Annotated in this window: 11 protein-coding genes; 2 read left to right on the top strand and 9 right to left on the bottom strand. The window is 59.9% G+C overall.

All coding sequences use genetic code 11. The annotated features are described in order from the left end of the window. Both AC33YF_RS10580 and AC33YF_RS10575 read right to left on the bottom strand, forming a co-directional pair. A partial coding sequence (locus AC33YF_RS10580; protein ID WP_491777174.1) for an ABC transporter transmembrane domain-containing protein occupies window positions 1-647 on the bottom strand: 647 nt, incomplete at its 3' end. A gap of 220 nt (window positions 648-867) precedes the next feature. Next, window positions 868-1,341, bottom strand: coding sequence for a hypothetical protein (locus AC33YF_RS10575; protein WP_491777173.1), 474 nt, complete (start codon window positions 1,339-1,341; stop codon window positions 868-870). A gap of 177 nt (window positions 1,342-1,518) precedes the next feature. Here AC33YF_RS10575 and AC33YF_RS10570 point away from each other — a divergent pair, with 177 nt between their 5' ends. Next, complete coding sequence (locus tag AC33YF_RS10570) at window positions 1,519-2,133, top strand: LOG family protein (protein ID WP_491777172.1); 615 nt, start codon at window positions 1,519-1,521, stop codon at window positions 2,131-2,133. Between the two features lie 19 nt (window positions 2,134-2,152). Here the strand turns inward: AC33YF_RS10570 and cimA are convergent, their stop codons facing one another. Genes cimA through cysS form a run of 4 tightly spaced genes read right to left on the bottom strand, consistent with a single transcriptional unit; the run spans window position 2,153 to window position 5,777 of the window. Then, complete coding sequence (gene cimA, locus AC33YF_RS10565) at window positions 2,153-3,751, bottom strand: citramalate synthase (protein ID WP_491777171.1); 1,599 nt, start codon at window positions 3,749-3,751, stop codon at window positions 2,153-2,155. A 3-nt stretch (window positions 3,752-3,754) separates the two neighbouring features. Then, on the bottom strand, window positions 3,755-3,877 hold the full coding sequence (locus AC33YF_RS10560) for a hypothetical protein (protein ID WP_491777170.1): 123 nt from the start codon (window positions 3,875-3,877) through the stop codon (window positions 3,755-3,757). Continuing rightward, on the bottom strand, window positions 3,874-4,380 hold the full coding sequence (locus tag AC33YF_RS10555; protein ID WP_491777169.1) for a GNAT family N-acetyltransferase: 507 nt from the start codon (window positions 4,378-4,380) through the stop codon (window positions 3,874-3,876). The genes AC33YF_RS10560 and AC33YF_RS10555 overlap by 4 nt, the downstream gene beginning before the upstream one ends. Next, a complete protein-coding gene (gene cysS / locus AC33YF_RS10550) occupies window positions 4,377-5,777 on the bottom strand; it encodes a cysteine--tRNA ligase (protein ID WP_491777168.1) in 1,401 nt (466 codons plus the stop codon). Before cysS ends, AC33YF_RS10555 begins: the two co-directional genes overlap by 4 nt. Window positions 5,778-6,124: 347 nt before the next feature. Here cysS and AC33YF_RS10545 point away from each other — a divergent pair, with 347 nt between their 5' ends. Further along, entirely contained in the window at window positions 6,125-7,273 is a 1,149-nt protein-coding gene (locus AC33YF_RS10545) for a DUF2865 domain-containing protein (protein ID WP_491777167.1), read from the top strand. Window positions 7,274-7,282: 9 nt separating this feature from the next. Here AC33YF_RS10545 and gltX read toward each other — a convergent pair whose 3' ends face one another. The 3 genes from gltX to AC33YF_RS10530 form a co-directional block, all read right to left on the bottom strand. Beyond that, entirely contained in the window at window positions 7,283-8,620 is a 1,338-nt protein-coding gene (gene gltX / locus AC33YF_RS10540) for a glutamate--tRNA ligase (protein ID WP_491777166.1), read from the bottom strand. Continuing rightward, entirely contained in the window at window positions 8,621-10,294 is a 1,674-nt protein-coding gene (locus AC33YF_RS10535) for an NAD+ synthase (RefSeq protein WP_491777165.1), read from the bottom strand. A gap of 90 nt (window positions 10,295-10,384) precedes the next feature. Continuing rightward, window positions 10,385-11,776, bottom strand: coding sequence for a class II 3-deoxy-7-phosphoheptulonate synthase (locus AC33YF_RS10530; protein ID WP_491777164.1), 1,392 nt, complete (start codon window positions 11,774-11,776; stop codon window positions 10,385-10,387). Window positions 11,777-11,846 lie beyond the last annotated feature (70 nt).

The raw sequence follows: 11,846 nt of genomic DNA, 5'->3' as shown, positions 1-11,846 counted from the left end.
GTCGCGAAGAAGGTGAACCAAACGTAGCCGACGACCATGGCGAACAGAACGCCGACATAGATCCAACCGAAGTACCAGGCGACAAGTGCCGCGATCATCACGAGTTCCACAGCGGTCGGGATCATATTCAGGACCGCCATGCGAAGTATAACATCGACGCCGTTCACACCGCGTTCGATGACACGGTTTAGCCCTCCGGTGCGCCGCTCGAGGTGAAACTTTAGGGACAGGTTGTGGAGATGGCGGAACGTCCGGTTTGCGAGCTGGCGAACGGCGTTCTGCGTGACAACCGTGAAGATCACGTCCCGCAACTGCGCGAAGAGCACCATCAAAATACGCCCCACGCCATAAGCGACGATCAGCATGACCGGGACGATTGCGAGACCAAGAAACGTATTGCTTGCTTCGGTGCTCGCGCTCGGGTCGAAGGCCGTTAGGTAGTCAACCGCATTCTTGTAGGCGATCGGCACAGCCAGCGTGACCACCTTCGCAAGTACGAGCGCGATAAACGCCAGAACCACGCGAACGTGCAGGTCGCGACGGCCTTTCTGCCAAACGTAAGGCAGCAACTCCTTCAACACAGACGCCTGGCTCGCCCTGCCGGAAAGCAGAGCATCGCTGGTCGATTGAGGCAGTCGGTCTCTCATAAAAAATGCTTTTCTTTCAGCGCGTTATTGCGCCAAGCAGTCGCTCATCTCGGTCCGCGCCTGAAGTGGCTGTCGCGGACGCATCCGAGCCGTATCAGGGCTGGTCGCACTGCGGAAAAAGGGGCAGCCACAATGGCCGCCCCTCCGAGCTCATGGGTATAGCCCGCTGACGCGGCAGCGCCAAGTCCACTGACGATACAGGCGGCGAATGGGCCGCTTACTACTGACGCGGAGGTGGGGCCGAAAGATCTTCCGGAGTCGGCGGCGAGAGCTTCATACTGAACATGACAGTCGCCGCTGGTAATTGGGTGGTCTTGTCGAGCTGTTGGATCTGGACGGCGTGTACCGAGTCGTCCAGCGCAATCTTGTCCTCGACGCCCCACGACCCATCCTCCGCAACGGTCACCTTTGCGAAGGGCTTGTTGTCTACGGAAATAAAAATGTCCTGACCGCCAATGGCCATTCCGGACATTTTCAGCGTGCCGGGACCCTCTTCCGCCTTCTGATAGTCGACGACTTTCACATTGATCGGCGACTTCTGAGAGGGCGACGACGCTTTGCCAACCACGTCCGCATTCTTCGATGCATCCTCCGCAAGAGCGGGAGATGTCTGGGAAAAGGAGAACAGAACCGCGAGTACCGCCAGACCGGCGGCAAATCTATAAGCCAAAATATTGATCACAATCTCACTCACCAAAACTCGTTTCGGGGGTATGGCGCTCAGCCATGTTGGGCCGAACCCTACCTAATCGTTCATGCCTCTGCCACACCCATCGGCAAGAACCGCATGACGCCCGGATTCTTGACGATTCGACCAAGCCGATGCCAGATGACGTCGCGCGCCAAGGAGAGACTTGCCGCAGGAGTTTTCATGACAGACCGCCGCAGCAAAGTAGAGACCGTCTGTGTCTATTGCGGGTCCGGTGCGGGAAAAAATCCAGCCTTCACCGACGCCGCACGCGCTCTAGGAAAAGCACTCGCCTCTTCCAACACACGGCTGGTCTATGGCGGGGGCGACTTGGGGCTAATGGGCATCGTCGCGCGCTCGGTGTTGAAACATGGCGGACGGGTTACAGGGATCATGCCCGGATTCCTCCACGCTCGAGAGAAGTTACTTGTGGACGTGCATGAGTTAGTCCTCGTGGACACCATGCATGAGCGCAAACACCTAATGTATGAGCGGTCCGACGCGTTCGTTGCGTTGCCCGGCGGCATTGGCACTCTGGAAGAGTTTGTTGAGCAACTCACCTGGTCTCAGCTTGGACGACATCGAAAGCCGATCGTGCTCGTCAACATTCACGGCTTTTGGGATCCGTTGCTCGAACTGTTCGACCAGATGATCGGGCACGACTTCATTCGATCGGGATTTGAGTTGAAGATGAGCGTCGCCGAGAGCGCCGATGACGTCTTGCCGGTCATTCACCGCGTGCTCGCCGAGCTTGGGGGCGAAACCAAAGTCGCAAAGCCCGCGGTCGAGAAACTATAGCGCGGCCGACTGCCGGGCGTCAGGGCAACGGCGCGCCGTCACGGATCAGCTTGTAATTAATTGAGTCGAGAAGCGCTTCAAACGAAGCATCGACGATGTTCGGGGAAACGCCCACCGTGAACCAGCGGCGCCCCTCTCCGTCCCGGCTTTCCACCAAAACGCGCGTGACCGCGTCCGTGCCGCCCGTCAAGATACGGACCTTGTAGTCCACAAGCTCCAAATCGTCGATGTAGCTCTGGTAGGGGCCGAGATCCTTGCGCAAGGCATTGTCGAGCGCGTTCACCGGGCCGTTCCCCTCGCCCACTGACATCACGGCATTGCCGTGCACACTTGCTTTCACCGTCGCTTCAGAAACGGTCACGAGTTCGCCGAGCGCATTGTGGCGCCGCTCGACCATGACGCGGAACGAGTCGACTTCGAAGAACTGGGGGACCGTTTCCAGCATGCGCCTGGCTAGAAGCTCAAAAGACGCCTCGGCCGCTTCATAGGCATAACCGACCGCCTCCCGCTCCTTCACCAGTTCCACAAGGCGACTAACCCTCGGATCGTCATTGGCCACGGTCAGACCGCTACTCTCGAGCTGAGCGAGAACGTTCGAGCGCCCACCCTGGTTCGAGACCAAAAGCTTGCGCGCATTGCCGACAGTCTCCGGAGCCACATGCTCGTAGGTGCGCGGATCCTTCTTCACGGCCGATACATGAATGCCGCCCTTATGGGCGAAGGCCGCCTCACCCACATAGGGCGCATGCCGGTTCGGCGCCTGATTCAGTATCTCGTCCAAAATCCGGGAAGCATGAGTCAACGTACCGAGCGTTTCCGGAGAGATCTTGGTTTCAAAGCGCTGCGCGTAGCGCTCCTTCAGCAGCAATGTCGGCACGACCGAGGTCAGGTTGGCGTTGCCGCATCGCTCACCGAGACCGTTAAGCGTTCCCTGGATTTGCCTCGCGCCTGCGCGGACTGCCGCGAGCGAGTTGGCAACGCCGTTGTCTGTGTCGTTGTGCGCATGGATGCCCACATGATCTCCGGGGATATGGGTCACCACCTCTGTGACGATAGCGTGGACTTCCTCAGGTAGCGTGCCACCGTTGGTGTCGCAGAGGACAACCCAGCGCGCTCCTGACTCATAGGCTGCCTTAGCGCACGACAGCGCATAGTCTGGATTGGCTTTGAACCCATCAAAGAAATGCTCGCAGTCCAGCAATGCCTCGCGCCCCGCGGCAACAACGGCCTCAATAGACTCTCGAATGCCGGCGAGGTTCTCTTCGGGACTGATCCCAAGAGCGACGTCCACGTGGAAGTCCCAGGTCTTTCCCACAAGGCAGATCGCGTCCGCTTTCGCCGCCAGAAGAGCCTGGAAGCCCGGATCATTCGAGATCGATCGCCCAGGCCGCTTTGTCATACCGAAAGCCGTGACCTTTGCACCTAGCTTGCGGTCCTTTGAAAAATATTCAGTATCGACGGGATTCGCGCCCGGATACCCCGCCTCCACATAGTCGAGCCCAAGCCGATCAAGCTGTTCAGCGATCAATACTTTGTCTTCGAGCGAGAAGTCGACGCCGTGCGTTTGGGCACCGTCTCGTAGCGTCGTATCGAACAGCGTGAGCGTTTCGCGCGTCATGGCCTAAACAACCCCAAACAGAAATCGCAATGCAAGCAGTGCGGCGAGCACCAGCACCGCGATCTTGATGATCAGATAAACGCGCTTTGAGCCCTTAAACGGCGCATCCTTGAGAAAGTCGCTCATTGCACGGTCTCCGGCCCAGGCAAGGTCTTTTTCATTGTCGTGTTCGACAACCACTCGTCGCCGCAGCGCACACTGTTTCGCTGCTGGGCGGCGTAGCCGCGCTTGTTAAAGAAATCGAAGGCGCTATCGCTGGCGTCGACGCTCAAATCCTTTGCGCCGCGCCCAGCAGCGATCTTCTCTAGCGCATCGGCCAGCAATGTCCCGACCCCGCGCTCGACCGCTGCAGGATGCACGTAGAGCATGCCAATCTTTTCGTCCGACTCCAAAGAGGCAAAGCCGACCGGCGACCCACTCATGGTCGCGACAATCGTCGTTTGCTTGGCGAGGGTGTCCGCAAATGGGACGCCGTTGTTCGCTTCTGCAATCCAGGCCTCTTGTTGTTCGACCTCGTAGTCGTCCTGCGTAAGCTCCACAATGCTCGCGCAGAAAATCTCCTCGAGCAGCGGCGCTTCGCCAGGCAGCATCGGACGTAAGGCAAGTTGCGGATTGGCCTCGGCACTCATCGCGCGACCTCCCAGGTTGTTTTCAGCTCGCCCGTCTCCGGGTCTTTCGCGTCCTTGATGACAATGCCCATAGCCTGAAGCTCATCGCGAATGCGATCGGCTTCCGCGAAGTTCTTGGCCTTACGCGCTTCAAGGCGCCCTGCAATCAGCCCGTCCACAACCGCGGCGTCCACCGATCCACCGCCTTCCAAGCTCTTCCGCTCGATATTCGCAAGTTTTCCCGAGAAACCAAGAAAACCAAGGGCCGCGCGCAATTCGGCGAACTGCTTCGCGCCATGGAGCCTGTGCAGTTCCGCGATGACTTTCGGCGTATTCAGATCATCCGACAGCGCTTCGACGATTGCAGTCGGGATCTCAGTCCTCGGCTCATGACTTTCCGCATCGCCATACCAATCCCACAAGGTCTTATGGGCTTCGTCGAGACTCACGAGAGTCCAGTCGAGCGGCTGGCGATAATGGGTGCGCAACATATTGAAACGTAGCGCTTCCCCCGGCCAGGCATAGCCGTTCCAGCCCGTCAGCAGTTCATGCACGGTGACGAAGTTGCCAAGGCTCTTCGACATCTTCTCGCCTTCGACCTGCAAGAAGCCATTATGCATCCAGACCTGCGCCATCCTGCCGGTACTATGTGCGCAACAGGACTGAGCGATCTCGTTCTCATGGTGCGGAAAGACGAGGTCGATGCCACCGCCATGAATATCGAACACCTCGCCGAGATGCGCCGCGGACATTGCCGAACACTCGATGTGCCAGCCAGGCCGCCCAGGCGTCTCGATGCCGCCGGGCGACGGCCAGGACGGCTCGCCGGGCTTCGATGGCTTCCACAAGACGAAGTCCATGGGATCTTTCTTGAATGGCGCGACGTCGACACGCGCGCCCGCCAGCATCTCGTCCAGGGAGCGGCCCGAGAGCTTCCCGTACTCGGGCATAGAGGCAACGCTGAAGAGCACGTGCTCCTCGGCCACATAAGCGCTGCCCTTGGCGATCAACCGATCAATCATGGTGCTCATTTGACCGATATGCTCGGTGGCGCGAGGCTCCACTGTTGGGTCGAGCGCTCCGAGCGCATGCATATCCTCGTGGAACAGCGCCTCGGTCTTCTCCGTGACTTTTCGGATCGCCTCGTTTAACGGCAGTTCCGGGTAGTCTCGCGCCGCCCGCGCGTTAATTTTGTCGTCAACATCCGTGATATTGCGGACATAGGTCACATGGTCGGGACCGTAGACGTGCCGCAAGAGGCGGAACAGAACGTCAAACACGATAACGGGCCGCGCATTGCCGATATGTGCGTAGTCGTAAACGGTCGGTCCGCAGACATAGAGACGCACATTGGCCGGATCGAGGGGCGTGAACGCCTCTTTTCGGCGGGTGAGCGTGTTGTAAATCGTAAGCGACACTGACAAGCCCCTTCGGCTTGAGGCCCGCCGGATGTTCGTCGGTGAGAGATTTGGAAGTAAAAAGAGGACGACCCGTGCGAGCTATTTTGCTAGCGCGGAATAATACAGTCAGAAACGCTAAGGTTCGGTTGCGGGTACATCATCTTGGCCCCGCTTATGGCGGTAAACCGTGAAATCGTCAAGCAAACCATCTTATTGATGCCGCATTGAACGCGGATTTTGTTGGGGTTGAAGCTCGGTTGGGGTAATCCCGGGGGATGGGATTGATCGTCTTAAGAGTCCATCGCTGTTTTGGGCGCTTCTTTGCGCCTGCCTTGGCGCGCCCGGCGCCCATTAGTGGCCAGGTCATGGCTGGCCTGGCGGCATTGGCGCTCGGCTGCGTGACTTTCACAGGCGACGGCTTTGCACAGTCGGATCAGGAAATTCGCTGCATGCAGCTGCAGCAAGAACTGAATGCGGCCAGCGGCGGTGGCGCCAACAGTCCCGAACTGATCGCCCTCAACCAGGAAATCGGACAAGCCTCGCAAGCCCATCGGGCCGTGAAGTCCGAGATGGACAACGCCGGTTGCTACGAGCGCATGATGATCTTCGGAAGGGCACTGAAGCGGACGCCTCGCTGCCTTGGGCTGAATGCCCGTGTCGAAGACTCGCGTCGCCATGTGGAGCGCCTTAAGGCACAGCGCGCATCGCTCAGCGGCGGCGGCAACCGACGCCGCCAGCAAGAACTGCAGCGCGCGATGCAACGCAATGGCTGTAGTGGCGCACCCCAGACCAGTGGCGGTTTCTTCGATTTCTTCGGCGGCCCCCGCCAGGAGTACCAGACTCCGATTTACCGCAGCATCAACCCCAATGGCCGGTACCGGACCGTGTGTGTCCGCCTGTGCGATGGCTTCTACTTCCCGATCCACTACTCGACCTATGGCAGCCGCGCCGCGCAGGATGCGAAGAAGTGCCAGGACAGCTGCGCCGCACCCGCGGAGCTCTATGTCTACCGAAATCCCGGCCAAGAAATCGAACAAGCGATTTCGCTCAGTGGCTCGCCCTATATGGATTTGCCGGTGGCACTCCGCTATCGCAAAGAGTTCGTGAAGGGATGTTCATGCAAAAAGGCCGAGTACAACCCAATGGAAATCGAGGCGGCCAATAAGAGAGCTCAGGGCATTCCGCCTGCCGGCGCAACTCAGGCGGCTGCGGCCCCAGCGCCCCAGGTGCCCGCCGCTCCGGCAACGCCCCAGGCGCCGGCCGCGCCTCAAGCGGCCACACCGAGCGGACCGCCTCCGCAGATCAACCTGGATGTTGGCCAGACCTCACCGTCAGAGCTGCAGATCACGCCGCCACCGCAGGCTACGCAATCCGGAGATCCAGTCCTGCAGGTTCCTGTGCCTCCAGGTTTCCAGGCCTCACCGCCGCCAGCAGCACAAGCCCAGCAGCAGGCTCAGCCGACCGTGCAGGGGCAGTCGTCAGTCATCAAGAAGTCGGCGCCGACGCCGAATTAGCGGCTACCTTTACGCCGCCTCACCGCGAAGTCGGCTGAGGGCCCGCGCCCTGCCGATCAAAGGTAATAGCTGCTTCAGTTCCGGGCCATGCGGCTGGCCTGTCAGGGCTAGCCGCAAAGGCTGGAACAACGCCTTTCCCTTCGCACCGGTTTTAGCCTTCACAGCGTCGGTCCAGGCACCCCACGTGTCGTCGCCCCACGGCTCGGGCGGCAGCTCGTCTGCTGCCAGGGCACAAAAGGCCGGATCGCCGATGGCCGGCGTTGTAGGTCCGGTGACAACAGCCCACCATTTTTCGGCGTCGTCCATAACATCGAGATTGCCTCGAACGGCCTCCCAAAAGTCTGCGCCGCCGCCCACGCCGAGTGCCTCCAGCCGTCCGGCGACAGCGGAGAACGGGCGTGCATGCAACAGCTTGGCATTCAGGAGGCGGAGCTCGTGCGGATCGAAGCGCGCCGGCGCACGCGACAGTTTGCCAAAGTCAAACGCCTCGGCGAGTTCATCTAAGCTATCGTGCGGCGCCACTGGGTCGCTGGTGCCGATCGTTGCGGCGTAGCTGACCACCGCCAGCGGCTCGAGTCCGTCCGCGCGCATTCCTTGGATTGACAGCGATTGGTCGCGCTTCGACAAGGCCTGCCCGTCGGCACCCACAAGAAGATTGTGATGTCCGAAAGACGGCGCGGGCGCACCCAGCGCCTCGAAGAGTTGGATCTGCGGCGCAGTGTTGGCCACATGGTCCTCCCCTCGAATAACGTGGGTGACGCGAAGGTCGATATCGTCGACCACGCTCGGCAACGTATAAAGAAACGTACCGTCACCGCGGATCAGAACGGGATCAGACAATGAGCCCGCATCTACGTGCTGCTGACCGCGTACGAGGTCATCCCAGACAACATCGCGGGGTTCCAACAGGAACCGCCAATGGGGTCTCCGTCCCTCGCCTTCGAGCTTGGCCTTCTCGTCGTCGGCGAGCTTCAGTGCAGCGCGGTCGTAGACGGGCGGCTTTCCACGCGCGAGCTGACGTTTGCGCTTTAGCTCCAGCTCTTCTGGCGTCTCATAGGCCGGGTAGAGCCGGCCCATCGCTTTTAGCTTTTCAACAGCTGCGTCGTATTCTGCCAGCCGGTCTGACTGCCTGACCTTGTTGGACCAGTTAAGCCCGAGCCAGGAAATGTCCTCCTCAATGCCGCGCGCGAATTCTTGCGTCGAGCGTACCTTGTCCGTGTCATCGAGGCGTAAGATGAAGTTACCGTCCGCCCGCCGGGCGAACAGTGCATTGATGATAGCCGTGCGGATATTGCCGGCGTGCAGCCGCCCCGTAGGACTGGGTGCAAAACGTACTGTGACAGTCATCTAAGCGTTCTCACGGAACTTGTTGGTAATCGGGTAGCGCCTATCGCGGCCGAAATTGCGCTCCGTGATCTTCACTCCAGGTGCGGCCTGGCGCCGCTTGTACTCGGCGAGATACAGCATGCGCTCAACCTTCTTAACCGTCTCGATAGGATGGCCGCGCGCGACAATCTCTGGCACGGAAAGCTCCTGTTCCACGAGGCAGTTCAGAACATCGTCCAGCACGGGATACGGTGGTAGCGAGTCGATGTCCCGCTGATCCGGCTTGAGCTCAGCAGACGGATCCTTGGTTAGGACGTTTTCGGGGATAATCCGGTCCGCGGGACCAAGGCAGCCCTTCGGGCGCTCCTGATTGCGGTAGCGCGACAACGCATAAACCTGACCCTTGTAGAGATCCTTCAAAGGATTGAATCCCCCGTTCATGTCCCCGTAGAGAGTTGCATATCCTACAGACACTTCTGATTTGTTTCCGGTCGTCAGCACGAGTGGCCCAAGCTTGTTCGAGATGGCCATAAGGAGCGTGCCGCGTGTACGCGACTGCAGGTTCTCAGCCGTGAATCCTTCCGGAACGCCACCCAACACACCCGTGAGGCACCCGCCGAGTCCCTCGACACCATCATGAATTGGCACCGTGTCATAACGCACACCGAGGGCCTTCGCGATCTGCTCCGCATCGTCGAGGCTCTCGCCGCTCGTATACTCATAAGGAAGCATAACGCAGTGAACACGTTCGGCACCCAAAGCGTCCACCGCCATGACCGCTGTGAGCGCCGAATCGATGCCGCCCGATAGACCGAGCACAACACCCGGGAATCCGTTCTTATTGATGTAGTCGCGGAGGCCCGTAACGCAGGCGAGATAGTTTGCAGCATCGCCGGCTTCGATGGGCGCGATCTCTCCTTGCGCGCAGCGCCACCCGCTATCGCCTCGGTGCCACGCGGTGGTGGCGAGCGCATCCTCCCAAGCGGGCATTTGCGCCGCACAGGATCCATCCACGTTCAGCACAAACGAGGCGCCGTCGAAGACCAGCTCGTCTTGGCCGCCGAACTGGTTGAGGTAGACCAGTGGCCGATTAGTTTCGGCAACGCGCGCTTCAGCCACGCCATAGCGGATCGCCTGTTTGCCCATCCAATAGGGCGACCCGTTGGGCACGATCATTATGTCGGCCCCCGCCTGGACAAGCGATGCGCAGACATCTTGCTCCCAAATGTCTTCACAAATCGGAAAACCAAGCTGGATACCTCGAAAAGGTATCGGCGTTGGAACCGGCCCGGGCGTGAATACGCGTTTTTCGTCGAACACACCGTAGTTCGGCAAATTGTACTTGTAGCGCAGCGCCGCGATGCGCCCACCTTCTAGCAAGGCAACTGCGTTGTAGACGTCATCGCCGTCCGCCCACGGCAAGCCCATCAATATGGCGGGGCCGCCGTCGCCGGTCTTGCGGGCAAGGTCCTCGCAAACATCGCGCGCGGCGCGCTGGAGCGCCGGTTTCAGCACGAGATCCTCGAGCGGATAGCCCGTCAGAAAAAGTTCGGAGAAGACAACCAAGTCCGCAGCCGTGCCCGCGGCTTGCTCTCGCAAACGCCATGCGGTTTCGCTGTTGCCTTCAAGATCGCCAACGACGGGATTAGCTTGCGCGAGCGCGAGCTTGAATAAGGCCTTGGTTTCACTGCCCATGGAGTCAACTCAAACACATGTAACGAAAGAGGCCGAACGTGGCCCTCAAACGGACCCTGACTAGCCCGGGCTCGCTGCCCCGCACCCCGACTACTCGCCAGCCGCGACGGAAGCTTCAGGCATGGCACGGCCGTCGCGATCGCGCCGCAAACGCTCGGCGATAATGAAAGCCAGTTCGATAGACTGATCGGCGTTGAGCCGGGGATCGCAATGCGTGTGATACCGATCCGAAAGATCGGTCTCCGTCACGGCCTTCGCGCCACCAACACATTCGGTGACATTATTACCTGTCATCTCAACATGAACGCCACCAGCATGGGTCCCTTCGGCGCGATGCACGTCGAAGAAGCGTTCGACCTCTTTGAGGATGAGATCGAAGGGTCGCGTTTTGTAGCCGCTGCCGGCCTTAATCGTGTTGCCGTGCATCGGATCGCACGCCCAAACGACTGATCTGCCCTCGCGTTCAACCGCACGAATCATCGCCGGCAAATGGTCGCCGACTTTGTCGGCGCCAAAGCGGCAAATCAGCGTCAAACGCCCAGGCTCGTTCTGTGGGCTCAACAAATCAATCAGCTTCAGCAACTCGTCAGCGTCGAGGCTCGGCCCGCACTTAACGCCAATCGGATTCTTCACCCCGCGGAGGAACTCGAGATGGGCATGATCGAGCTGCCGCGTTCGGTCCCCGGCCCACAAGAAGTGCCCGGATGTCGCGTACCAATCGCCCGACGTTGAATCGATCCGAGTCAGCGCTTGCTCATAACCCAGCAGCAGGGCCTCGTGACTCGTATAAAGATTCGTTGAACGAAGCTGCGGCGTGTTCTCCGGCGTTAGGCCGATCGCCCGCATGAAGTTCAGGGTCTCGGCGATATGATCGGACAGCTCTTGGTAGCGATGCCCTGCTGGGCTGTCCTCAACGAATCCCAGATTCCACTGATGCACGTGCTCCAGATTGGCGTATCCGCCCTGTGAGAACGCGCGTAACAAATTCAGCGTCGCCGCGGCCTGACGATAAGCCATCTGCATACGCTGCGGATCGGGGGAGCGATCCTGCTCCGAAAACTCAATGCCATTGATGATATCGCCGCGATAGCTCGGCAACGAGACACCATTCACTGTTTCGGTGGGCGACGAACGCGGCTTCGCGAACTGGCCCGCGATACGGCCCAGTTTCACGACTGGGGAGCCGCCCGCATAGGTGAGTACGACCGCCATCTGCAGGAACACCCGAAAGAAGTCGCGAATCGTATCCGGCCCGTGCTCCGCGAAGCTCTCCGCGCAGTCGCCCCCTTGGAGCAAAAAAGCCTCCCCTTGCGCGACGCGGGCGAGCTTACCCTTCAGCTCCCGCGCCTCGCCTGCAAAAACCAGTGGGGGAAACGTACTGAGCTGCTGCTCGGTGTCGGCAAGCGCCGTGGCGTCCGGGTAATCCGGAACCTGCTGTATGGGCTTTGAACGCCAGCTGTCGGGGCTCCAACGCGGTGCCATTCTCATTCTCCACTCAAGTTCCTGGTATATAAGCACTTGACATGGCTGTGGCTAGCCAAGGATCGCGATC

Source organism: Methyloceanibacter sp. (assembly GCF_058506495.1).
The sequence above is the reverse complement of the archived record's forward strand: the minus strand, read 5'-3'. Positions and strand labels throughout refer to the sequence as shown.

Bases quoted from the DNA above. Each gene is read 5' to 3' on its own strand.
- AC33YF_RS10555 (WP_491777169.1), bottom strand. From the start codon at position 4,380: ATGAGTGCCGAGGCCAATCCGCAACTTGCCTTACGTCCGATGCTGCCT.
- AC33YF_RS10560 (WP_491777170.1), bottom strand. From the start codon at position 3,877: ATGAGCGACTTTCTCAAGGATGCGCCGTTTAAGGGCTCAAAGCGCGTT.
- cimA (WP_491777171.1), bottom strand. From the start codon at position 3,751: ATGACGCGCGAAACGCTCACGCTGTTCGATACGACGCTACGAGACGGT.
- AC33YF_RS10570 (WP_491777172.1), top strand. From the start codon at position 1,519: ATGACAGACCGCCGCAGCAAAGTAGAGACCGTCTGTGTCTATTGCGGG.
- gltX (WP_491777166.1), bottom strand. From the start codon at position 8,620: ATGACTGTCACAGTACGTTTTGCACCCAGTCCTACGGGGCGGCTGCAC.
- AC33YF_RS10530 (WP_491777164.1), bottom strand. From the start codon at position 11,776: ATGGCACCGCGTTGGAGCCCCGACAGCTGGCGTTCAAAGCCCATACAG.
- AC33YF_RS10545 (WP_491777167.1), top strand. From the start codon at position 6,125: ATGGCTGGCCTGGCGGCATTGGCGCTCGGCTGCGTGACTTTCACAGGC.
- AC33YF_RS10535 (WP_491777165.1), bottom strand. From the start codon at position 10,294: ATGGGCAGTGAAACCAAGGCCTTATTCAAGCTCGCGCTCGCGCAAGCT.